Here is a 22018-nt window from a genome sequence, read left to right on the forward strand (position 1 = left end):
GCACATCACCGGTGAATTGAAATTGTTAAGGAGGAAAATCATTATGAGTTCTCATTCTACTTCTATAGATCAAAACGCCTCCAAGTCCAAAGGAGGCACTCCGGCGCTACTTGCCCTTGCCATCAGTGCGTTCGGAATCGGGACGACAGAATTCGTCCCTGTCGGTTTGCTGTCATCGATTGCAGATGACCTGTCGATCTCCATCACCCTTGCAGGTCTGCTGATTTCCGGATATGCCTTGGGAGTCGCCATCGGTGCGCCCGTCCTGACGGCCCTCACCAGCAGGATGAGCAGGAAGAGCCTGCTCATGTCCCTGATGCTTCTCTTCATTGTAGGGAATTCCGTCGCTGCCCTGTCCACGAGCTTTGGACTTCTGCTTGTGGCACGGTTCATCACGGCCTTCTCCCATGGGATTTTCTTCTCGATCGGATCCACGATCGCAGCAGACCTTGTTCCGGCACATAAGCGTGCCAGTGCCATCGCCTTCATGTTCACGGGTCTGACCGTCGCCACGGTCACCGGGGTACCACTTGGAACCTTCATCGGACAGGCCTTCGGTTGGAGAGCGACGTTCTGGGGAGTAGCCGCACTTGGTGTCATCGGAATCGTAGCAAGCTCGATCCTTGTGCCGAAGAATCTTAAAGAAGCACCACCTGCCAAGTTCAGTGATCAATTGAAGATCCTGACCAACGGTAAGCTCATGCTGGCATTTGCCATCACGGCCCTTGGATACGGCGGAACATTCGTTGCATTCACCTACCTGACTCCGTTACTGGAAGATGTGACAGGATTCAGCGCTAAATGGGTCAGCATCATCCTTCTAGTCTACGGAATTGCTGTCGCCATCGGGAACGTTGTCGGCGGGAAAGCATCGGATAAAAATCCGCTCAAGGCTTTATTCTGGATGTTTGTCCTTCAGGCCATCATCCTCCTCGCCCTGACGTTTGCTGCACCATTCAAAGTGGTTGGTCTGATTGCCATCTTCCTTATGGGTCTATTTGCTTTCATGAACGTACCGGGCCTTCAGGTACTCGTCGTCAACTTGGCAGAGAAATATGTGCCTACTGCCGTCAACGTGGCATCTGCACTTAATATCGCCGCATTCAACGTAGGGATCGCCATCGGCTCCTTCGTCGGCGGACTCATCGTCGACAGCATCGGCCTCATCCACACACCTTGGATCGGTGCCGTCATGGTAGCAGGCGCCGTCGCTCTCACAGCGTGGCTCCGAAAAATCGAAAAGTGACACATAGGGACGGTTCCGATGCACCATTTGGATGCATTGGAACCGTCCCTTTCCCTTTTGTATCAGGTGGTATATAATGGATAAAACGCAAACCTGGAGGGACAGTCAAATGAATAGTTGGCTTTGGTTGATCATTGCTGCTGGTGGACTTGTCGTGGTATTGATGGTCGTCGTTTCGTTGGTGATTGGCAAATTCTCTCCCAGTGAACAAAAAGGCGTGGACGATGAAGAGGGTTGACGCTGCCGTCCACAGATGATCCGCATCATCCATGGGGTGGTGTTTTTTTGTGTGGAAAAGCAGAGGAAAACGGGAGGAAAGGGCGAAGTGATTAATGGTGATACGTTCCTAAAGGAGGGAATCGAAATTGATTGATCGTCATGAAGTCTTGTTCACCCAACTGAGCGCCTATCGACGTGAGGTCCTGCATGCGGCGGCCTCTGTGACTCCAAAAGAAGCAGAGGTGATTCCACCGCCTTTCCGTAACAATATCCGCTGGAACCTCGGGCATATCTACCTCGATCAGTATCAGTGGATCGAGGCGTTGACGAAGGAAAAGCAGGAGGTGCCTGAAACGTATCCTGCCTGGTTCGGCTACGGAACCTCTCCGCAGAATTTCACTCAGGAAACGCCATCCCTCGAGGAGTTGTTCACCCTGCTGAAGGAGCAGCCCGGGATGATCAGGGAACGATGGGGTCACCGGATGGAAGAAGCGTTTCCTCAGACCGAAATGGGGATGAGGACGGTGGAGCAGGTTCTCATTCGCACGGTTTTCCATGAAGGGATGCACCTTCAGACGATCCTGGATATTAAAAAGGCTTTTTGAGGGATTGGAGATCGATTTCAAGAAAAGATGTCTATTTCCAATCTCCCGAAGGACATGGGTTCATATTGATTTAACAATTCCGGTTGAGATCCCCGCCTTATGGCTGAAAGAAGTTCATTCCATCGGTTGATGGTCCGTTCCTTTGCAGCATTTATGATTAGCATAAAGGAGGAGATGTCAATGAAGATCCATCAGCTGGAGCTTTTCATCGGCAACCATGAAGAAACGGTTGCTTTTTATCGGGATATAGTAGGCTTCACGTGCACGACAAATGGTGACAGCTCGACGGATATTGAAGTGGGCGACGGAACCCTGACCGTCCATAAGAAAGCTGGGGTGGACTGCTACTACCATTTTGCTTTCAATATTCCGGTCAATCTGTTCGAGTCGGCAAAAGCGTTTATGGCCGAGCGGGTGACGCTTGCAAGGGAGGATGATGAGGACGAGGTGTTTTTCAAAGAATCCAAGGCCAGAGCGTTTTATTTCCTGGACCCCGCTGGAAATATTGTCGAATTCATTGCGAGAGAAGGTGTGAACCCCGATTCACACGCGGGATCATTCAGTCCATCAGAGGTTCTGGGGATCAGTGAGATCGGTATTTCGTCGGAAGAAGTGTATCGTTGTTCACAAGAAGTGGTGGCAAAAGGGATCCCGGCGCGAAATGATGGGCCATTATCAAACGGGGAAACCTTGAACTTCATGGGGGAGGCAGGAGATGGTGCCTTCATCATCATCGCAAGGGCCGGGAGACGATGGATTTTCTCCGACAAATCAGGATTGCCCGCCCCGACGATCGTCAAGACGGACAGGGGCACCATGACGTTTCATCTTAGTGGTTGAAGACACCCATCTCTGAGTGTATAATTATACAAAACGGAGAATGAATGTGCATTTTACATGAAAGTAGACACAACTGAATGGATACATATTTAAAATTTGTACTCGTCGGATTTTCCATTGCCCTCCCCGTGGGGGCCGTAACCGTGGAAATGACCAAGCAGGGACTGAAAAACGGCTTCCTCCACGGCTGGGCAGTGGGCGTCGGCGGAATGACGATCGATTTCTTCCTTGTTCTTGCCATGTATCTCGGACTCGCCCAGGTCCTGTCCCTGCCGTATGTACAGCTGCCCCTATGGGTGGTAGGAGCCATCTTCCTATTTGGCCTTGCTTATGATTCAATCAAGAATGCCGACCATGGGATCACGATGGCAGGGGATCGCCCCCAATCCTCTTTATGGAAGACCTACCGGAACGGAGTGCTCGTGGCTGTATCGCCAGGTAATCTCGTTTTCTGGGTCTCTGTGTTCGGCACGGTCCTGGCCGATTCCTATTCAGGCTCGAAGATCGGATTAGTCCTGGCTGCAGCGGGGGTTCTTACGGGAATCTTGATCCATGACCTTGGACTGCTCTCGATCGTGGCCGCCACCCGCCGGGCCATGAATCGAGCGATGATCAAATGGACCTCGATCGCGGCCGGGATCCTGCTATTCGGCTTCGGATGTTACTTCTTATACCAATTTGTACACGACATCAAAGACTATCTGTAAATGAAAAACCGGCCTTCAATGGCCGGTTTTCTTATGAATGGTTCAAAATCGAGCGTGAGTGCCCCGACCTGAAGCTCCTGAAAGCAAGAAGCAGGGCAGCTGCACCGAGTAGAAGAAGCACAATACTGAAATAACTGCTTCCTTCTGTGACGCCGCTGATCAAGTAGAGGCCACCGATGATGGAGGCAAAACCTACAATCCCGTTACCGATCATATGGGCACGGGCCTTCAAGAAGCGGTCGATGACCCATAATGCAATGACAGCTGCGCAAATCGTCGTCACGATCGGGAAAAATGGCCGGAATTTCGCTGCATAGATGAAGAAGTCCACCTGATTAATATCCCCCGTTTTTGTCACTTCCCCCGCGCTCGCCGACACCTTCGCCGAATTCTTCCACTCGAACTGATCCTCAAGCAGCGCACTTCCTTCATACATGGAAAAGTAGAACGCGAATGGAAGGATCGTAAGGCAGACCAGGAATATCAAGGTCTTCACATTCCTTTTATTCAATTAAATCACACCTTTTTCAATGCTTCATCAGACATGAGGTGTTGCTCCGGGAGGCTCCTGCCTGCCCGTAAGCTGGGACCATTCAACTTTAGACACTTGATGTGCCCACCATCAACGCTTGTCCCTTCAATGTTAAGAAAACCCCCATAAGAATCACTGGGCAGATGAAGCATCCTGATTTGCCCATATTATACCATCTTCACCCAGTTGGATTGAAGTTACATTTTGTTAACATCGGAATGCATGAAAAAGGCCACAACAAAAGCCGGTTTCCATCGAAACCGGCTTTCATTCTTCATTATGTTGAGTGAGGTCGAAAATCTTCCTCGATTCAAAAAGGTCGATGACCTGATTCAGCCAATTATAGTATTCAATGGCGTAGGTGATCCTCTCGAGGTGATCCTTTGCCCTCTGAGCGGTTTCTTCGTCATCTGTGTCTGCTATGGCAGTTTCCAGGTCCCGCATGGATTTGACGGAGGCGTCGAGATTCATCTGGGTTCCCTTCCTCCATTGAGTGGTGAACCGGTCGATGAAGTTTTGATACCAGTCATTCTTCACCTGGTACAGATCCTTCCTCTCACCCTTTCGCCATACTTTTTCAACCATATTCAATTCCAACAACGTCCTGACACCGGTGGACATGCTGGTTTTACTCATTTCCAGCTCTTCCTTCAGCTCATCCAGGGTCATTGGTCTATTTTCAAAATAGAGGGTCCCGTAAATGCGTCCTATGGAAGGAGAAACCCCGTATAAATGCATGTTTCTCGCCACGGATTCAATGACTCTCTCCCGTGCCTGGGCGACTAAACCTTCATTATGCATAATACACCACCATTCTAATCACAATAAAAAAGGACGGAAACCATCCTTAACTATTCATCTTGATTTATTTTAAGGTTTGAATTCTTCAAAGTAAAGGGAACATAAAGAGAGGATATGGGAGGATATCCAAAGAAATCTAAGAATAAGATGATTTCGAACGTACAGTTTTAACTGTACGGACTATATACGTTGAATATGAAGGTTTATCCCATTTGTTACCTCCGACAAAAGTCCTTTATACTTTTAAGGTATGCTAGAAAAATCGCTCGGATTCGACAAAATTTGACGTTTTTAAACAAAGTTAGAGGTGGATTTATGGCTGAGAAGAAAATTAGCGTTCAAAACGTTACTAAAGTCTTTGGTAAATCGCCCCAACAGGGAGTCAAACTCCTGAACGAGGGCAAGACCAAACGGGAAATACTTGAAAAGACCGGCATGACCGTCGGTGTAAACAAAGCAAGCTTCGATGTATATGCAGGTGAAATCTTCGTAATCATGGGGCTTTCAGGAAGTGGAAAATCAACATTGGTAAGGATGCTCAATCGCCTGATTGACCCGACCGATGGAGAAGTCCTCATTGATGGCAAGAACATCGTTAAGCTCAAACCCAACGAGCTTAGGGAAGTAAGAAGGAAGAAACTGAGCATGGTGTTCCAACGCTTCGCACTATTCCCTCACCGAACTGTTCTCGATAATACTGAATATGGACTTGAAGTCCAAGGTGTAGAAAAATCCAAACGTAAGCAAAAGGCTATCGAATCCCTTGAGCTTGTAGGTCTCAAAGGATACGAAAACAGCTACCCGAGCGAACTCAGCGGTGGTATGCAGCAGCGTGTCGGTCTGGCGCGTGCCCTTGCAAACGACCCTGATATCCTTCTCATGGATGAAGCATTCAGCGCATTGGATCCGTTGATCCGTAAAGACATGCAGAATGAACTTCTCGAGCTTCAAGAGAAAATGGAGAAGACCATCGTCTTCATCACCCATGACCTTGATGAAGCCCTTCGCATCGGCGACCGCATCGCCCTTATGAAAGATGGGAACATCGTACAGGTGGGTACACCGGAAGAGATCATGACAAACCCTGCCAACGACTATGTTGAGCGTTTCGTAGAGGACGTCGACTTGTCTAAAGTGCTCACTGCTGAGCATGTCATGAAGCGCCCTGAAATGGTGCGCATCGACCGCGGACCGCGTGTAGCCGTGAAAGTCATGAAGGACGAGGGGATCTCCCACTTGTTCGTCGTGGACAGCAAACAGAAGCTGCTTGGTGCCGTCACCATCGAAGCTGCTTCGGCAGCGGTGAAAAATCAACAAACGCTTCAGGATATCCTGATCACGGATATCGAGTCTCTCAAACCTGAGACACTGCTTGTCGATATGTTCGAACAAGTCGCAACGGCAAGCCTGCCACTTCCAGTCGTGACAGAAGAAGGCAGACTGCGTGGAGTCATCGTAAGGGGTGCCGTATTAGGCGCACTTGCCGGTCTCGAATCAGACATGAATCTTACAACCGAAACAAAAGAACACTCAGATACAAATGTAGACGCTGAGGGAATCGAGGTGAATAACATATGACATTCCTACCGAAACTTCCGTTAGCAAGCTGGGTGGATAGCTTCGTCAACTGGATCAAAGACATCTTCGGACCGTTCTTTGACTTCCTGACTGATGCCATCGGATCTGTTGTTGATTTCTTCGTCATGGTTCTTGAATCGATCCCTACGCTTCTGTTGATTTTGATTTTTGTTGCCCTCGCCTGGTGGGTGAGCCGCTGGACCATCGCCGTATTTACGGCAGTCGGCCTGTTGCTCATTGACAATCTTGGTTACTGGGATGGAACGATCGATACGCTCGCCCTCGTCTTAGCATCCGTTATCATATCTATCATAATAGGTATACCAATCGGGATCTGGATTTCACAAAGTGACCGCGCGATGAAAATCATCACGCCGATCCTTGACTTTATGCAGACGATGCCTGCATTCGTCTATCTGATTCCGGCAATCATCTTCTTCGGAATCGGAGTTGTACCGGGTATCATTGCATCTGTCATCTTCTCCATGCCTCCAACGATCCGTCTGACCAACCTCGGGATTCGTCAGGTGCCGGAAGATCTCGTGGAAGCATCGAATGCATTCGGTTCAACACCACGTCAGAAACTGTTCAAAGTTCAGCTGCCGCTGGCTACAAGCACCATCATGGCCGGTATCAACCAAAGCATCATGCTGGCCCTTTCCATGGTCGTCATCGCTTCACTTGTCGGTGCTCCTGGACTAGGCGCAGATGTTTACCGTGCTGTTACCCAATTGAAAGTCGGTGTTGGTTTTGAAGCTGGTCTGGCCATCGTCATCCTGGCGATCGTGCTCGATCGGATTTCTCAAAATATAGGTTCATCTAAAAACTAAAAGGGGGAAACACAATGAAAAAACTACGTATTGCTGGTTTGGCTTCCATCCTCGCTCTATCTGTAGGATTGGCCGCTTGTGGAAATGATTCAAAAGAAGGCAAGACAATCGGTGATGAAGTGGACTACAAAATCACCGGGATCGAGCCTGGAGCCGGTATCATGACGGCAACGAACAAAGCCCTGGAAGAGTACGATAATCTTAAAGACTACAAATTGGTCGAGTCTTCTTCAGCTGCAATGGCTGCAGAGCTTGATAAAGCCATCAAAAATGAAGATCCAATCATCGTGACCGGCTGGACTCCGCATTGGATGTTCGCCAAGTATGACCTGAAATATTTGAAAGACCCTAAAGGTGTGTACGGTGACGCTGAAAAAATCGAAACCTTCGCACGTAAAGGTTTGAAAGAAGATCAACCGAGCGCCTACACCGTGCTGGATCAGTTCAGCTGGACGAATGATGACATCGGTGAAGTCATGGTCGATATCCAAGAAGGTACCGATCCTGCCGAAGCTGCTGATAAATGGGTAAAAGACAACAAAGATAAAGTCGATGAATGGACAAAAGGTGCTGACAAAGTAAGCGGCGAAGACATCACCCTTTCTTATGTAGCATGGGATTCCGAAATCGCCAGCACGAATGTTGTGGCAAAAGTACTTGAGAGCATCGGATACAAAGTGAAGCTTGTTCAGCTGGATGCAGGTCCAATGTTCACGGCTGTAGCTGAAGGAAATGCAGATGCGACGGTATCCGGATGGTTGCCATTGACTCATAAAGACTACCTTGATAAATATGGTGATAAGATGGACCGTCTTGGACCAAACCTTGAAGGTGCAAAAACAGGTCTTGTCGTTCCTTCTTATGTAGAAGCCGACTCAATCGAAGATCTTAAATAATGAATGAAATGAAAGAGGATGCCTCCTGATAACGGGGGCATCCTCTTTTTTATCCTTATAATTCCAATGTCATGAACCGGCTGTTCGGGTCATCGGTATATGATCCGAATGGTGGGCAGTAATGGAAGCCTGCGCGCTCATACAGGAGCTGAGCAGGACGGAAGGCATCCATGGAGCCTGTCTCAAGACTGAGCCGGCGATACCCCCGATTCTTTGCTTCCTGTATGATGTGGGAGAGAAGGGCGCCGGCCACGCCTTTCCGAAGGTGTCCGGGGTCGGTCTTCATGGATTTGATTTCACCGTGGGTGGGATCTAGTTCTTTCAAGGCTCCGCACCCGGCCAGGGATTCCTCTATCCAGGCACTCCAAACGGTAACATCCTCTCTCCTGAGCTTATCGATTCCCAACGCATGCACACTTTCCGGTGCGGACGTCTCATTCATGCTTGCTAGATGACTTGTAATCAATTCTTGAATGGCCGCTCCCGATACATCATCTACTATGATTTTCACTTCATTTCCTCCTCAAGGCTTAACGTATCTCTTTGGATCAACCGATTGTTTCATGTGAAACGTTTTGCGTCATATCCAACACAGATGCAATTGGCTATCACCATTTTATGAAAAATAAGAAGAAGTTTCCATAGAAGGAATATTAATTGGATATTATACCATTTATAATCCAAAAGAATCACTTTTATTTTCATGATTAGTCTTAAATACCTACAAATATAAGTGTAATTCTATTCAAACTCCATGAGGATGGCCGATAGTTATAGGGTAGAATCCACGGAGGTGTAAATGTGTTTATTATCAAAAAAGAAAATGTATCCCCCATGTTGATGGAAACGGCCCAGCGCCTTCATATACCCGTTATTGATGAAGAGTGCGAAGGACCATTGGAACTGGACGAGCATTCCAGAGTACTGACGAATTCCGAGGCATGCCTTCAGCGTCTGAATGAATGGGCGCCTCATCATCCTTTCACCCGGATTTCCCAGATGGTCAAACAAAAGGCAACGTTCAGAGCGATGTTGTCCGATCTATTCCCGGACTACTATTTCCAACTGGTATCCCTGCAAGAATTACGCTCCATGTCAAAAGAGATCCTGCCATTCCCCCTCGTCATCAAGCCGAATAAAGGCTATTCAAGTGTCGGGGTGAAGCTGGTTCAAGATCGCTCCGAATGGGATCGATCCGTTGCTGAGCTATATGGCGAGCTGACCCTGTCCAAGGGAGTCTACAGCGAGTCGGTCGTAGACCAGGACGAGATCATCATCGAGAAGTGGATTGACGGGGAGGAGTATGCAGTCGACTGCTACTTCGATCATGAAGGGAAACCGGTGATCCTGAACATCCTGAAGAGGATGTTTGCCTCTTCAACCGATACATCCGACCGTATGTACTATACGTCTACGTCCATCGTGGCAGAAGTATTCCATGAAGTGGAGGGATTCCTTCACAAACTTAGCGGGATGCTTGAAGTCAGTCACTACCCCTTCCACTTGGAGCTGCGTCGCAGTGAAGCCGGTATGATGGCAATTGAGTTGAACCCGCTCCGCTTTGCTGGAGCCGGTACGACGGATATCAGTACCCATGCATACGGCATCAATGGTGCAGAGGCTTATATGCTCAATGAACGTCCGGACTGGTCGGAAATCTTAAAGCGCACCGACGATCGCATCTATGGGTTCTGTTGCATAGAACTTCCTGTAGACATATTGAAACAGGACTTGCACAGCTTTGATCATGAAGCATTGAAAGAACGTTTCACGGATATCCTCGAATACCGGAACGTCGAATCATCTGATGATCAGATGCTTTCAGTGGTCTTTTTCAGAACGTCATCCATGGAAGAGGTCCACGATCTTCTGCACGTAGAGTTGAACCCGTATATCACCGAGAAGAAAGAGGGGGTACCGTCATGAAATCATTCAATCTGAATCCGAAGAAGTCACTGCAAGGCCAGATGTTCCTGAACTTCATGATTCCATTTGCAATCATCGGACTGGCGCTGTTCATTTTCGTGAAATCCATCACCGGATACATTATCGATGAACATGTGCTTCCGGAATTCGATCAGATCCTCGAGATGAATGGAGAGAATTTATCCGCGTTCACCGATGAAAACGTCGTGAATCAGGTGATAGCAGGCGAGGGTGGTGAATCCCAGCTCACAACATTCCTTGATGAGTACGCCAAGGGCAAGGAAGGCCTCGAGTACGTGTACGTGCTGACCCGGCAGAATGGGAAAGACTACATCGTCGGGATGAATGGATCGTCCGATGCCATGGTGGAATCTCCGTTCACGGATGATCAGGCACGTGCGTTTGAGGAGAAGAAATCCGTCCTTACCTCTATTTATACAGATAAATGGGGAAGTCATAAATCCTACTTCGTTCCGGTGGATGGATCTGATGCCATCATCGGCGTCGATATGAGCACGCAGTTCATAGATGACCTCATCACCACGATCAATCTTTTCCTCATCGGATTTGTGGTCATGGCCATCCTCATCGGCGGTGTCATTGCATACTTATTCGGACGCAACATGAATAAGCATATCCAGAAGCTTGTCCACTCCATGGATAAAATGGCCAGTGGAGATCTGACCAAAGAAATCACCACGTCGAGGCAAGACGAGATCGGGACCCTTTCCGATAAGTTCGAGCATATGCGCGGGAATCTTATCCGGATGATCGAAAGCGTGAAGACGAATGCAGACGCGATCGATGCCACAAGCGTTGATCTCGTGACAGGCTTCAGTGAGATGACCGAGGCTTCGGAACAAATCGCCACGGGAACGATGGAGGAAGCGCGGGCGAGCGAGAGCCGCTCACAGCATATCGAGCGGATCTCAGCCGGTACCACTTCCATGTCTGATGAAGTGAAGGCTTTGACAGAACAGACCGGACTCATCGACCAGTTCACACAGAGCACGAGCCAACGGGCAAAAGAAGGGTCCGATCAGATTGTGAGGATCACCGATCAAATCACCCGGATCCAGAAGAACAGCCAGATCAGCCACGAACGATTGATGACCCTGGAAAATAAAATCGTCGCCATCAACCGGGATATTGACCTGATCAAGGACATTTCAGATCAAACCAATCTCCTCTCACTTAATGCTTCCATTGAAGCAGCCAGGGCGGGAGAAGCTGGAAAAGGGTTTGCCGTCGTGGCAGAAGAGGTTCAGAATCTGGCGCGCCTGACTGATTCCAATGTAAAAACCATTAATCAGGCCATCCAAGAGATCAACCAGCAGACAGCCGAAATGATGGATGCCAACAAAGAAGTCAATTCCGATATCGAAGACGGAGTGAATCTTGTAGCTACAAGCGGAGAGCTGTTTGAAACCATCTTCCACGGTGTCCAGGGCCTCTCCGATGAAGTGAGGAAAATGGTATCGAGCATGGATACCGTGCAATCAAACACAAAAGATTCCATTGAATCCATCCATGAAATCGCGGCGATCTCAGAGGAAGGGGTGGCGACGCTTCAGGAAATCGCCTCATCTTCCGAACAGCAGAATACCACGGTCCGAACCCTTCAAACGAAAAACAGTGAGCTGAAGACCATGGCCGACTCATTGAAGGAAGAAGTCCAAAGGTTCAAATTGTAGGAATACAAAAAAAGGAAACCCAAGAATGAAGGAAACTCATTCTTGGGTTTTTTCGTTTGGCGTCAGCGGTCATTCAATGCAGCGAAGTAGGATCCAATTCTATCAAACGTGTCTGAGGTCCTTTCCATCAGCCATTCCTTCATCTCTTCGCGGTCCTTCAAGGGGGTCTGGTCAATGATGTTAGAGAGGAAGGCCTTCTTTACTGCGTCTATTGCCGGCTGGATGTCATCTCCATGCCGGATTCCTTCAAAGAAAGTGATGTACGTCTGTACAAGCTCATCCTTCAGGATCCGATCGGATTTCCCCAGGCGGTTGGTGATGCGCACTTCTTTTTCCTGTTCAGGCGTCAGACGTACATCAGGTACAGCGATTGATGCCCGTGCCTGGAAGAATCGCTCTTCCAACGAACTGTGATGTTCGACGACCGCACGGTTATGCTTTGCGTATCCATCGATGAGGTCATTGAATCCTGCCTGAGTATCACCGGTCAGGAACTTCTCGCTGAATCGATTCAATGCCGAAAGGGAAGCGGCATATTCCAGATGCGCTTCGAAGGAATCCAACTCTCTGGTGATTCCGCCGGCAAGATCGATTCCGCCGACGTGCAGACTGTCCAATCCATCCGTGATCCGCTTTAGATGCTCTTCCATGGATGCGACTTCTTCTCGTGATTTCCCCTCGAAAGCTCCCTGCTCCTGAAGGGATTGACTAAAGATCAGCCATTGATCCTTGGGCTTGTAGGAGAAAGGATCATCGGGATCAATGGTGGTCTTGGAATAAAGGTCCTCCATCCTGATCTTCTCCGTATCGGCGAACGTTCTCCACTCATTGGAAAGAGTGACAGTATACGCCTTGTCTTCTTTTGGAATCGTTACGGGGTCCTTCGGAAAAGCAGGTGCATGTCCATTCTGGTTCAGATCCTTGGGGGCGCCCATCAATGCCCCGGTATACGAAAGATCGATCTTCATATTCCTCCACCTCATTTACACATTTTTATTCCTGTTACTGTCATTATCGGAATAATCAGGATGTTATGAAGGCCGGGTGTGGAATTGACGTCAACGGGCCGCCAATTCTTGTAGAATGGAGGATCTCCTTAGCTTCCACAAAGGGAAAAGGACCGCCGCCATGCCGAGGAAGGGGGAGAGGATCAAACAACCCCCAGTGAATGCCCACGACATGACAAATGAATGATGGTCCAGGGCAGACAAGAGAAGCTGAAGCAGGATGGTCCCGTAAAGGGAGCCCAGGATGCCGCCTGCCGATGTAATGAGGACTCCTTCGGTCAGGATCAAGCGTGAAATCTTCCTGAACGATATCCCTAACGCCCTCATCGTCGCGATTTCCCTTCTTCGTTCCTTCAGGCTTCCTGTCATGTTGTTCATCAATCCGATCAAGGCCAATAGGCATATGAGGGAAATGGTAATCCCCAGAAAAGTGGTCCTTTGGAGGAATTGATGCTGCAAGAGCTCCAGTTCCTCGCCCTTATCCAACGAAATCGCCTCAGATGTTCCTTCATTTTGAACAAACGTTTGAATACGTGCTTCATGCTCCTCCTTTTTGGAGGAATCGGTAAGGGTGTAGTGGATTTCATCCAAGCTGACCGGTCCCATGTTCGCTTCCATCCAACTCGGTGAGGTGTAGAAGGAGAAATCCTCCCGATCGCCGAAAGGGAATGCCTGTATGATACCGGTTACCTTTAAGTCTACTGTTTCATATCCTCTCTTCCATTTACCTGAGCCATAGTCGTAGCTTGATTCTCTTACCATGGAGATGGAATCTCCAACCAGGAGGCCAAGTTTTTCCGACATAAAGGAAGTGATGACTACCCCTCCCTCATTGAAATCGGTCATCTTGATTTCCCCTGCTGAAATCATAAGGGGAAACGCCTGTTGAAGCACCTTCCAGTCCACGGGTTGAAGTGAGGTGAGCAATTCAGGCTTACCGTCCACATCAATCGTACTCATATTAGTGCCGCGCATCTTCCATCCATCGGTAATCATGAGCTTTCCTTTATAAATCGGCACGGCAGAGACCCCGTCAAGCTCTTGGATATCGTGGAATAATTCTGGACTGAATCCATCTTGATCCAATCCTGTATTCGACTGAAGGATATGATCGAGTGGATAACGATCCATGATGCTCTTCATCGTATCCTGTTTGACGGTACCGAGCACCCCCGTACCAACGATTCCGATCGAGCAGGCAAGCATCGCAACGGCCGCAATCTGGACGCTTCGTCGCGCCTGCCTTAGGGTGCTGCGCCTCGCCAGGGATGCCCCATTGCGGATCAGGGGTGCAAGAAGGGAGCTCAATGCACGGATGGTCCAGCTGAAAAGGGCAGGCAGTAGGAGTCCAGTCCCGATTGTAAGGAGGGCTGCTGAGGCAAGATGTCCCTTTGCTCCCCCTGATAAGAGTGCCGCTATCAGGGCGAAGGCGATGGCCACAGCCCCCAGCAAGTTCCTGACCCAACCGCCCTTGTGACCATGAATGCTCGCCTCACGGTATGCATGAAGCGGACGTTCGCGGCTGGCAAGGACGGCTGGGAGACAGCTGCCCGCTACAGTGACCATCATCCCCCCGACCAGACTCAGGAGGGCAAACGACGGATCGAATGTGAGCCCGGTAATGGTCAGTCCGCTCATGCGGGCCAGGAAGCCTTGCAGCATGAAGGCGAGACCTGCGCCAATGCCGATTCCGAGCAAGCCCGATACAAGCGCGAGGATGATGGCCTCGGTCATGACCAGCCATACGATCTGACGCCTTTTCGATCCGAGCAGGCGAAGGGTGGCGATTTCTTTCTTCCGTTCCTGGATCGACATCTGCAGGGTGCTGATGAGGAGAAGTGTACTCCCCAGCGTCACGGCGGCACCCAGTCCCTGGACGAGAGGTTTCAGTCCGCCAAGCTGGCTGCGTTCGGTATCCTTTGCAGCCTGCCGGTCGATATATAAATCCGGATCAATCTCATTCAGCTTCTGGAGGACAGCCTCCTTCTCTCTCAAATCACTGAGGTCGAGCATGACGGTCGTTGTATGACCTGATTGTCCGGTTGCATCTGCAAGCCATTTCCGCTCGAACAAAAAAATAAAGTTGGTATGCTCGCTCTTGGCACGGATCCCTGACACCCGTACGGTCCGGTCTTTACCCGGGGGGAACGGAAGGGTCAATTCTGAGCCGATGGAAAGATGATGTGATTTGGCCCAGCTGTATGGAATCGCAATCTCCCCGTTCCCCGGCAGCGTGCCCGAAGAAAGCTTCCCCAAGGGGTGCTCACTGGTCAACGGCACGCAATCCACACCGATGTACATGGGCTGGAGCTGGGTGACGGACTGGTACGGATGATCGTCCCCGATGTAGGGATAGAGAAACGAACTTGTGCGGGACACCTCCTGATAGGATTGGATGTCTTTCACCTGTTCATCCGTCAGGAACGATGAAGCGGTTTGATAGCCTGCGATGATTTCATATCGGCCATATTTCTCTTCGGCAATCCCTTCATTGGCGACCTCCAGGGACGTCATCAGGATGTTGGTGGCAAACAGCAGGGCGAATCCGAGTGAGATCCCTATGATGGATAAAATGGTCCTGCTCTTCCGGGAGAGCAGGAAGCGAATGGCTAAACGAAGGGCTGTCATCATAGGGAGAACCTCTCGATTTCCTGATTGAGAAGGGCCGTATTCTCCATGATGGAGTGTTTTCCTGAAAGGCGCGTGTCGTTTATAAGTACCCCGTCGCGAAGGAAGATGACCCGATGGGAGTGGGCGGCAACCTGAGCATCATGGGTGACCATGATGAGGGTGTGACCGAGCTCTTCGGTAAAAGCTCGCAGAAGCTGCAGGATCTCCTTTCCGGTTTTTGAATCCAGGCTTCCGGTCGGTTCATCGGCGAGGATGATCTTAGGCTCTGTCGCCAGGGCCCTCGCAATCGCCACCCGCTGCTGTTGTCCACCCGAGAGCTCGGAGGGGAACGAACCGGCAAGGTGGGAAATGCCGAGATGATCCAATAGATCCATGGCCCTTTTCTTTATGCCTTTCCTCTTTGAAGCCAGATCTGAAGGAAGGGTGACATTCTCCAGAACCGTAAGAACCGGGATCAGGTTGAAGAACTGGAAGATGAATCCGATGTGATCCCTTCTCAGTTCGGTGAGGGCACCGTCTCTCAATGAGTGGACAGGCTGCCCGTTCAGGTGGATGGTCCCCCTGGTCGGTTGATCGAGTCCGGCCATCATATTCAACAGGGTCGATTTCCCTGAACCGCTTGTCCCCATGATGGCAAGGAACTCACCCTTTTCCACGTTCATCGTCAGATCCTTCAGGGCATGGAAGGCGTTGGAGCCCTGCCCGTATACTTTTTCAAGATGGTTGATTTGCAAGATGGTCATATCATTTCCTCCTCTATGACCGTATCGTACAGAAGGGACCTCAACTCCCCATCGGGAAAGTATCAAGAAACTATCAAGTTTATCCAAGGATGGGATTGATATAATAAAAGAAAAACAGATGGGAACGAAACAGATGAGTAGACGAATATTGATCGTAGATGATGAAAAAGAGATCGCAGACCTTTTGGAAGACTTTCTTATGGTGGAAGGATTCGATGTCTTGAAGGCCTTCAATGCAAAGGAAGCAAGGGAGCACCTTGAAAGGGAAGAGATTTTTCTTGTTTTGCTGGATATCATGATGCCGGACGATTCAGGCTTTACCCTTTGCAAGGAGATCCGCCGGACATCGTCCATCCCCATTCTCTTCCTGAGTGCCTTGGATGATGATACAAGTAAGATCAGGGGACTCAGCATCGGGGCGGATGATTATATTGTCAAAAATGCTTCCCCCGGAGAAATCGTGGCACGAGTCAAGGCAGTGGAGCGGAGGATCGGTCCCACCCTTTCTTCGACCTTGTCCTATGCAGGTGTCTCGCTCCATACTGATTCACGTACATTCCAGGTCGGAAACGAACGGGTGAACCTGACGGGGAAGGAGTACGAGCTCATGCATCTATTCCTTGAGGGACCCAATCAGGTTTACACCTACGAACAGATCCTGGAGAGGATCTGGGGGTATGAAGGAGGGGACTTTCACACCGTCAGGGTCCACGTTGCCAAGCTGAGGGAGAAGGTTCAGGAAAAGACGTCACGCTTCCAGATTTCAACGGTATGGGGCGTCGGGTACAAAGCGGAGGAGCTGATCCATGCGTAAGGAGGCCCTTTCGATTAAACAATGGCTTCTGCTCTTCCTGCTTCTCTTCATGGTTCTCCCTTTATTGGTGACAAGGGGCGTCGTCTCCCTTTATGAGGGTTGGCATGCGTCAGAGGCCGAATCGTTCCTTCCGAGCCTGGAGCCTTGGGTGAACGAAGACGTCCTCTCAAAGTCTGACCTATGGAAAGACATCGGGTGGCAAGAAGAGATGGAGATGGAAGCTGAGGAGAAGGAAGTCGAACTGAAAATCTTCGACGGTGAGGACAAACTCTTATTCTCTAACATGAAGCCAGGGGGAAGCCAGGGCCTCTCCTTTCTTGAGGAATATCCGCTGATGGATGGTCAGGAACGGCAAGGGACGGTCTACGTCAAAGATTTGAGGAGTCCCGTCATGCCGGAGCGACCTTCCTGGCTGAACTATCTCGTTAATGAATGGGGGGGCGGGTTCATCTTTCTTGCGGTATTCGCCCTCATTCTTATTATCGGTTCACGCTTCATCAGGAAGAAGATCCTCCTGCCTGTAAAAGAACTGAAGGAGGCAGCGGAACTCATCAGCACCAGGCAGTTCCATTCGCAGCTGCCCTCTACTCCGGTCAAGGAACTGAATGACCTGTCCAGGTCCATCTCCGCCATGCAGGTGAAGCTGGAGGAATCCACGACCCGTCAGGCTCAGATGGAGGAGGAAAGAAAGATGTTCATCTCCTCCATCATCCATGATCTCCGGACCCCGCTTTTCTCGATCAGGGGATACTTGGAAGGGATACAAAAGGGAGTGGCCGATACGCCGGAGAAGAGGATGAACTATGTCGACATCAGCCACCGGAAGGCAAACGTCCTCAATCAGCTTATCGACGAGCTTCATACGTACACGAAGATGAATTTGCTCGATGCCAAGCTCTCTCTTCAACAGGTGGATATGGGCCTCCTGACAGAGGAGCTCGTGATCAGTCTCATGCCTTTGGCGAAGGAGAAAGCTCAGGCATTATCGATAAGATCTGAAGGGGATTTTGTAGCCGATGCAGATCCTTTTCTCTTTTCACGTGCCCTTGAAAACATCATCGGCAATGCCATCCGGTACACGCCGTCACACGGGGAAGTGACGGTGACTGTCAGTTCTTCAAGCATTGCAGTGGAAGACAACGGGGAAGGCATACCTCCTCACGAAATCCACTCCATCTTTCAGCCCTTATATCGCGGGGAACATTCACGCAACAGGGAGACAGGGGGAAGCGGACTCGGACTCGCCATTGCCAAGCAAATCGTGGAACGTCATGGGGGACAGATCGAGGTGGAGAGCTGTATGGGGAAAGGGTCGACATTCATTATCCGATTATAGATAGATTAAAGCGTTTACATAAATAAAGGGTCAGAATTTTATAAATAAAAGGTTGATTTTTCCTTGAAACCATATTAGTATAAATTTTATTAATCCGATGAATTTAATATGAATTAGCGGAGCTGATCGGACAAACCGAAGGCCCTATTACCCTTTCAAGGGGGTAGTAGGGTCTTTTTTTGCAGCGTCAAGCTTTTATCATGTAAAGCGTCAAAGAAGGGGAGAGGAATATGGGATTTCAATTTGATCATTTGGTCCATTTCGTCAATAGTCCTGAAGAGACCCGGGAAGAAGTCATTCGCGCCGGGATCCATGCAGTCGAAGGAGGAAGGCACGAAAACCATGGTACGTACAATGCCCTCGGATATTTTGGGCTGAGCTACATCGAATGGATCGGTGTATTCGATCAGGGACTGGCAGAGTCTGCCTCAGCGGTTCCTTACAGTCTGCGCGAAACGTTCCGGCATGACGGATACAAGGAAGGATTGTCACGGGTTGCATTGAGGTCGAAAGATTTGGAGCAGGATGCGGAACGTTTCAGAGAACTCGGTCTTGATGTACATGGACCGAACCCGATGAGCAGGAAACGTCCTGATGGGAGCGTCGTGAGTTGGAAGCTGCTGCATGTAGGAGATCCTGAAGGAGGACCTGAACTGCCCTTTTTCATTCAATGGGAAGAAGGAGATGGGGAGCGGCAGCGTGACCTCGAAGAGCGAGGTGTCATCTCTGCGCATCCAGCGGGGGGACTGACGCTCGAAGCTGTCGGGTTTGCCGTGAAGGATCTCGGGGCAGTCTCACGCTGGGCCGACATCCTGGACCTTCCCATAACAGAGGAGTTTGAAGACGAGTCCCTGCAGGCAAAGGGAAAGGGCCTGAAGTTGCAAGGAGGCAACCTCGTATTCTATACACCAAACGGGAAAGGCATCGTACAGAACGTGCTCGACGAACGGGGAGAAAAGCCGTTCCAGGTCCTGTTTGAAGGAAATGAATCCCGAACACAAAGAATTCGCGAAGGTGATTATCGATTCAAGGTAAAGGAGGAAGCCAAATGAAAAAGTACAGTGTCATAGCCATCATGATCTCGATCTTTCTCCTATTGGCAGGATGCAGCGGTTCATCATCGAGTGCGGAGAAGAAGGACTCGAAGGTGATCAAGATCGGGTATCAAAAGGGGAATACGATCAACATCCTGAAAGAAAGCGGGTTCCTGGAAGAAGCCCTGAAGGAAGAAGGATATAAAGTGGAGTGGAAGCTCTTCACCCATGGCGGAACCCTTCTTGAAGGAATCTATTCAAACGCCATCGATTTCGGTCATGCGGCAGATGGGTCGGGGATCTTTGCCCAGGCTTCTGGTAAACCCCTTGTGTATGTAGGGGCGGATGCCCCCAATCCGGAAGGTGTCGGGCTCATGGTCAGGACCGACTCTGGAATCAATTCCATAGAAGAGCTGAAAGGCAAAAAGGTTGGGGTATTGAAGGGTGGAAACCATCACTATCTTGCCATTCTTGCCCTCGAATCCGTCGGACTGACGGCTGACGATGTTCAATGGGTGTACCCGGAAGATGCGGCGCAGGGCCGTTCCCTCATTGAGACGAAACAGGTGGACGCCCTTGCTTCCTATGACCCATTCTTCGCCGGTATCGAAACCGAACTGGACGTGAAGACCCTGACGGAAAATAAGGATTATGATTATCCGAATCGCACATTCTACTACTCTACTCCTGAATTCGCCGAAGACCATCCGGAGCTCGTGGACGTCATCATAAAAGCCATCGACAAATCCGATCAGTGGGCGAACGAAAACAAAGACGAAGTAACGGATCTTCTTTCCAAAGCGCTCGGAATCGATGAGAGCATCATTTCCAAAGCGGTTGAACGCCGAACGTACGGTGCCACGGGCATTACACAGGAAATCATCGATGCCCAGCAGAGGCAGGCTGATAAATACTACGAAATCGGCTTGATTCCAAAAGAATTGGATGTATCAAAAGACATGCCGATCAAGTAAGGAAGGATGATAGGTTTGAAGAAGAATAATTGGTTCCATTCCGTCCAGCCGTGGATCATCCCGATCCTTCTCCTGGCCCTATGGGAGCTTGTGTCATCCCTTGAAATTGTCTCCCCGTCCCTTTTTCCGTCCCCTGTTGCCGTAGTAGTGAGTGGATGGGAGCTTGCGGTATCCGGAGAACTCTCCACACATATACTCGCAAGCCTGTCGCGTGCGGCCATCGGAATGCTGATCGGCGGTGTGATCGGGTTCGTCCTTGGCATCCTGAATGGACTGTCGGATGTTTCCTTCCGCCTGACGGATACAACCATCCAAATGATCCGGAATATCCCCCATCTTGCCCTGTTGCCCCTGGTGATTGTATGGCTCGGGATCGATGAAAGCGCGAAGATCTTCCTGGTGATCCTCGGGGTGATGTTCCCTGTTTACATCAACACATATCATGGCATCCGGACCGTGGATCCGAACTTCATCGAGATGGGCAGGATGTATAACTTGAAGGGATGGCAGCTGTTCAAACATATCCTTTTCCCTTGGGCTCTCCCATCCATCTTTGTCGGCCTCCGCTATGCCCTCGGCGTGATGTGGCTCACATTGATTGTGGCAGAAACCATACCGACGGAGCAGGGGATCGGCTATCTGGCAACGAACGCAAGGGAGTTCATGCAGACGGATATCATCATCCTGAGCATCGTCATCTACGCCCTCCTCGGAAAACTGGCCGACATCGTCGCTCAAGTCGGCGAGAAGAAGGCACTGAAGTGGAACGAAAGCTATGTGAAATCATAGAAAGGAGGAAGTCTTATGTCCAATCTGGAAACAAAACGCAACAGCCAGCCGGTCCGGATCGACCTGGTCGGTGCCGGTAAACAATTCGGCGATAAGGAAGTGTTGAAAGATATAGAGCTCACGGTGGAGAAAAATGAATTTGTCGCCATCATCGGAAAGAGCGGTAGCGGAAAGAGTACGCTGCTTCGCCTGGTGGCCGGACTTGAATCATTGTCCGATGGTGAACTGCTTTTCAACGGGAAGCCTGCGGGTGAAGATGCGTCCAAGATTACGATGATGTATCAGGATTCCAGGCTGCTTCCGTGGAAGACGGTCATCCAGAACGTCGGTCTGGGCCTGAAAGGGGACTGGAAGGCCAGGGCGGAAAGCGTACTTGAGGCCGTTGGACTCCTGTCCTACAAGGATCAATGGCCATCTAAGCTTTCCGGAGGACAGAAACAGCGTGTCGCCTTGGCCCGTGCCCTTATCCATGAGCCGTCCCTCCTTCTATTGGATGAACCGCTCAGTGCCCTCGACGCCTTCACGAAGCTTGAGATGCAGAACCTTGTGGAGACAATCTGGCAGGGGGTAGGATTCACTGCGCTCCTGGTCACACATGATGTACGGGAAGCCATCCGCCTCGCAGATCGGATCGTTCTGGTCGAAGACGGGCGAATCGCGTTGAATGTCAAGGTGAATGCTGCAAGACCAAGGCAGGTTTCATCACCGGAACTCGTCGCTTTGGAGGAAAGGGTGCTGTCCGCCATCATGAAGGAAGCACCTCCCTTACAAGAAAAGAAATTCAAAACGATCTGAAAAGAAGCCGCCGCTCCGCCA

At 50.0% G+C, this 22018-nt stretch carries 22 protein-coding genes; 16 read left to right on the forward strand and 6 right to left on the reverse strand.

The window, feature by feature from the left end:
- The first annotated feature begins 43 nt into the window (after positions 1-43).
- The 5 genes from ACNA6I_RS10055 (at position 44) to ACNA6I_RS10075 (ending at position 3617) form a co-directional block, all read left to right on the forward strand.
- Complete coding sequence (locus ACNA6I_RS10055; RefSeq protein WP_048007310.1) at positions 44-1246, forward strand: MFS transporter; 1203 nt, start codon at positions 44-46, stop codon at positions 1244-1246.
- 109 nt (positions 1247-1355) lie between these two features.
- Positions 1356-1484 (forward strand): hypothetical protein, encoded by a 129-nt coding sequence (locus ACNA6I_RS10060; RefSeq protein ID WP_262370547.1) that lies wholly within the window; start codon positions 1356-1358, stop codon positions 1482-1484.
- A 127-nt stretch (positions 1485-1611) separates the two neighbouring features.
- On the forward strand, positions 1612-2070 hold the full coding sequence (locus ACNA6I_RS10065) for a DinB family protein (protein WP_416313243.1): 459 nt from the start codon (positions 1612-1614) through the stop codon (positions 2068-2070).
- Positions 2071-2250: 180 nt separating this feature from the next.
- A complete protein-coding gene (locus ACNA6I_RS10070; protein ID WP_416313244.1) occupies positions 2251-2910 on the forward strand; it encodes a VOC family protein in 660 nt (219 codons plus the stop codon).
- Between the two features lie 77 nt (positions 2911-2987).
- Entirely contained in the window at positions 2988-3617 is a 630-nt protein-coding gene (locus ACNA6I_RS10075; RefSeq protein WP_416313245.1) for a LysE family translocator, read from the forward strand.
- Positions 3618-3648: 31 nt separating this feature from the next.
- On the opposite strand, the gene ACNA6I_RS10080 is transcribed toward ACNA6I_RS10075, so the two are convergent.
- Together ACNA6I_RS10080 and ACNA6I_RS10085 are read right to left on the reverse strand one after the other, a co-directional pair.
- The gene (locus tag ACNA6I_RS10080) at positions 3649-4128 is read right to left on the reverse strand and encodes a DUF4306 domain-containing protein (RefSeq protein ID WP_048007306.1); all 480 of its coding nucleotides are present in this window, start codon (positions 4126-4128) and stop codon (positions 3649-3651) included.
- Positions 4129-4416: 288 nt separating this feature from the next.
- The gene (locus ACNA6I_RS10085; RefSeq protein ID WP_048007305.1) at positions 4417-4950 is read right to left on the reverse strand and encodes a GbsR/MarR family transcriptional regulator; all 534 of its coding nucleotides are present in this window, start codon (positions 4948-4950) and stop codon (positions 4417-4419) included.
- 315 nt (positions 4951-5265) lie between these two features.
- Between ACNA6I_RS10085 and proV the strand changes: the two genes are divergently transcribed.
- The 3 genes from proV to ACNA6I_RS10100 are packed head-to-tail and all read left to right on the forward strand — an operon-like array spanning position 5266 to position 8254.
- Entirely contained in the window at positions 5266-6528 is a 1263-nt protein-coding gene (gene proV, locus ACNA6I_RS10090; RefSeq protein ID WP_048007304.1) for a glycine betaine/L-proline ABC transporter ATP-binding protein ProV, read from the forward strand.
- On the forward strand, positions 6525-7358 hold the full coding sequence (locus ACNA6I_RS10095; RefSeq protein ID WP_048007303.1) for an ABC transporter permease: 834 nt from the start codon (positions 6525-6527) through the stop codon (positions 7356-7358). The genes proV and ACNA6I_RS10095 overlap by 4 nt, the downstream gene beginning before the upstream one ends.
- 14 nt (positions 7359-7372) lie before the next feature.
- Positions 7373-8254: a glycine betaine ABC transporter substrate-binding protein gene (locus ACNA6I_RS10100; RefSeq protein ID WP_048007302.1), complete on the forward strand. Its 882-nt coding sequence runs from the start codon at positions 7373-7375 to the stop codon at positions 8252-8254.
- Positions 8255-8309: 55 nt separating this feature from the next.
- Here ACNA6I_RS10100 and ACNA6I_RS10105 read toward each other — a convergent pair whose 3' ends face one another.
- On the reverse strand, positions 8310-8765 hold the full coding sequence (locus ACNA6I_RS10105) for a GNAT family N-acetyltransferase (protein WP_416313246.1): 456 nt from the start codon (positions 8763-8765) through the stop codon (positions 8310-8312).
- A 290-nt stretch (positions 8766-9055) separates the two neighbouring features.
- On the opposite strand from ACNA6I_RS10105, the gene ACNA6I_RS10110 reads away from it, so the two are divergent.
- Both ACNA6I_RS10110 and ACNA6I_RS10115 read left to right on the forward strand, forming a co-directional pair.
- The gene (locus ACNA6I_RS10110) at positions 9056-10180 is read left to right on the forward strand and encodes an ATP-grasp domain-containing protein (RefSeq protein ID WP_048007300.1); all 1125 of its coding nucleotides are present in this window, start codon (positions 9056-9058) and stop codon (positions 10178-10180) included.
- A complete protein-coding gene (locus ACNA6I_RS10115; RefSeq protein ID WP_416313247.1) occupies positions 10177-11874 on the forward strand; it encodes a methyl-accepting chemotaxis protein in 1698 nt (565 codons plus the stop codon). Before ACNA6I_RS10110 ends, ACNA6I_RS10115 begins: the two co-directional genes overlap by 4 nt.
- A gap of 62 nt (positions 11875-11936) precedes the next feature.
- Here the strand turns inward: ACNA6I_RS10115 and ACNA6I_RS10120 are convergent, their stop codons facing one another.
- The 3 genes from ACNA6I_RS10120 to ACNA6I_RS10130 all read right to left on the reverse strand — a co-directional run bounded on the left by ACNA6I_RS10120 (position 11937) and on the right by ACNA6I_RS10130 (position 16255).
- The gene (locus ACNA6I_RS10120) at positions 11937-12842 is read right to left on the reverse strand and encodes a hypothetical protein (protein WP_048015201.1); all 906 of its coding nucleotides are present in this window, start codon (positions 12840-12842) and stop codon (positions 11937-11939) included.
- Positions 12843-12932: 90 nt separating this feature from the next.
- Entirely contained in the window at positions 12933-15512 is a 2580-nt protein-coding gene (locus tag ACNA6I_RS10125) for an ABC transporter permease (RefSeq protein WP_416313248.1), read from the reverse strand.
- Positions 15509-16255: an ABC transporter ATP-binding protein gene (locus ACNA6I_RS10130; protein WP_159643425.1), complete on the reverse strand. Its 747-nt coding sequence runs from the start codon at positions 16253-16255 to the stop codon at positions 15509-15511. Before ACNA6I_RS10130 ends, ACNA6I_RS10125 begins: the two co-directional genes overlap by 4 nt.
- A 118-nt stretch (positions 16256-16373) precedes the next feature.
- On the opposite strand from ACNA6I_RS10130, the gene ACNA6I_RS10135 reads away from it, so the two are divergent.
- The 6 genes from ACNA6I_RS10135 (at position 16374) to ACNA6I_RS10160 (ending at position 21997) form a co-directional block, all read left to right on the forward strand.
- Positions 16374-17069 carry a response regulator transcription factor gene (locus ACNA6I_RS10135; RefSeq protein ID WP_416313249.1) on the forward strand — a complete coding sequence of 232 codons (696 nt, stop codon included), beginning with the start codon at positions 16374-16376 and terminating at the stop codon, positions 17067-17069.
- Positions 17062-18405: a sensor histidine kinase gene (locus tag ACNA6I_RS10140; protein ID WP_416313250.1), complete on the forward strand. Its 1344-nt coding sequence runs from the start codon at positions 17062-17064 to the stop codon at positions 18403-18405. The genes ACNA6I_RS10135 and ACNA6I_RS10140 overlap by 8 nt, the downstream gene beginning before the upstream one ends.
- 230 nt (positions 18406-18635) lie before the next feature.
- Positions 18636-19457, forward strand: a complete 822-nt coding sequence (locus ACNA6I_RS10145; protein ID WP_416313251.1) for a VOC family protein — start codon at positions 18636-18638, stop codon at positions 19455-19457.
- A complete protein-coding gene (locus ACNA6I_RS10150; protein WP_079513798.1) occupies positions 19454-20413 on the forward strand; it encodes an aliphatic sulfonate ABC transporter substrate-binding protein in 960 nt (319 codons plus the stop codon). The genes ACNA6I_RS10145 and ACNA6I_RS10150 overlap by 4 nt, the downstream gene beginning before the upstream one ends.
- Positions 20414-20428: 15 nt before the next feature.
- The gene (locus tag ACNA6I_RS10155; RefSeq protein ID WP_231888717.1) at positions 20429-21202 is read left to right on the forward strand and encodes an ABC transporter permease subunit; all 774 of its coding nucleotides are present in this window, start codon (positions 20429-20431) and stop codon (positions 21200-21202) included.
- A gap of 15 nt (positions 21203-21217) precedes the next feature.
- Complete coding sequence (locus tag ACNA6I_RS10160; protein ID WP_416313252.1) at positions 21218-21997, forward strand: ATP-binding cassette domain-containing protein; 780 nt, start codon at positions 21218-21220, stop codon at positions 21995-21997.
- The last annotated feature ends 21 nt before the right edge of the window (positions 21998-22018 follow it).

It is taken from the genome of Rossellomorea sp. FS2 (assembly GCF_047915635.1).
Taxonomy (GTDB): domain Bacteria; phylum Bacillota; class Bacilli; order Bacillales; family Bacillaceae_B; genus Rossellomorea; species Rossellomorea marisflavi_A.

Excerpts from the sequence above, each read along its gene's own strand:
- ACNA6I_RS10055 (WP_048007310.1), top strand. The coding sequence starts at position 44 with ATGAGTTCTCATTCTACTTCTATAGATCAAAACGCCTCCAAGTCCAAA.
- ACNA6I_RS10060 (WP_262370547.1), top strand. The coding sequence starts at position 1,356 with ATGAATAGTTGGCTTTGGTTGATCATTGCTGCTGGTGGACTTGTCGTG.
- ACNA6I_RS10070 (WP_416313244.1), top strand. The coding sequence starts at position 2,251 with ATGAAGATCCATCAGCTGGAGCTTTTCATCGGCAACCATGAAGAAACG.
- ACNA6I_RS10075 (WP_416313245.1), top strand. The coding sequence starts at position 2,988 with ATGGATACATATTTAAAATTTGTACTCGTCGGATTTTCCATTGCCCTC.
- ACNA6I_RS10085 (WP_048007305.1), bottom strand. The coding sequence starts at position 4,950 with ATGCATAATGAAGGTTTAGTCGCCCAGGCACGGGAGAGAGTCATTGAA.
- proV (WP_048007304.1), top strand. The coding sequence starts at position 5,266 with ATGGCTGAGAAGAAAATTAGCGTTCAAAACGTTACTAAAGTCTTTGGT.
- ACNA6I_RS10095 (WP_048007303.1), top strand. The coding sequence starts at position 6,525 with ATGACATTCCTACCGAAACTTCCGTTAGCAAGCTGGGTGGATAGCTTC.
- ACNA6I_RS10100 (WP_048007302.1), top strand. The coding sequence starts at position 7,373 with ATGAAAAAACTACGTATTGCTGGTTTGGCTTCCATCCTCGCTCTATCT.
- ACNA6I_RS10115 (WP_416313247.1), top strand. The coding sequence starts at position 10,177 with ATGAAATCATTCAATCTGAATCCGAAGAAGTCACTGCAAGGCCAGATG.
- ACNA6I_RS10120 (WP_048015201.1), bottom strand. The coding sequence starts at position 12,842 with ATGAAGATCGATCTTTCGTATACCGGGGCATTGATGGGCGCCCCCAAG.
- ACNA6I_RS10125 (WP_416313248.1), bottom strand. The coding sequence starts at position 15,512 with ATGATGACAGCCCTTCGTTTAGCCATTCGCTTCCTGCTCTCCCGGAAG.
- ACNA6I_RS10130 (WP_159643425.1), bottom strand. The coding sequence starts at position 16,255 with ATGACCATCTTGCAAATCAACCATCTTGAAAAAGTATACGGGCAGGGC.
- ACNA6I_RS10135 (WP_416313249.1), top strand. The coding sequence starts at position 16,374 with ATGGGAACGAAACAGATGAGTAGACGAATATTGATCGTAGATGATGAA.
- ACNA6I_RS10140 (WP_416313250.1), top strand. The coding sequence starts at position 17,062 with ATGCGTAAGGAGGCCCTTTCGATTAAACAATGGCTTCTGCTCTTCCTG.
- ACNA6I_RS10145 (WP_416313251.1), top strand. The coding sequence starts at position 18,636 with ATGGGATTTCAATTTGATCATTTGGTCCATTTCGTCAATAGTCCTGAA.
- ACNA6I_RS10150 (WP_079513798.1), top strand. The coding sequence starts at position 19,454 with ATGAAAAAGTACAGTGTCATAGCCATCATGATCTCGATCTTTCTCCTA.
- ACNA6I_RS10160 (WP_416313252.1), top strand. The coding sequence starts at position 21,218 with ATGTCCAATCTGGAAACAAAACGCAACAGCCAGCCGGTCCGGATCGAC.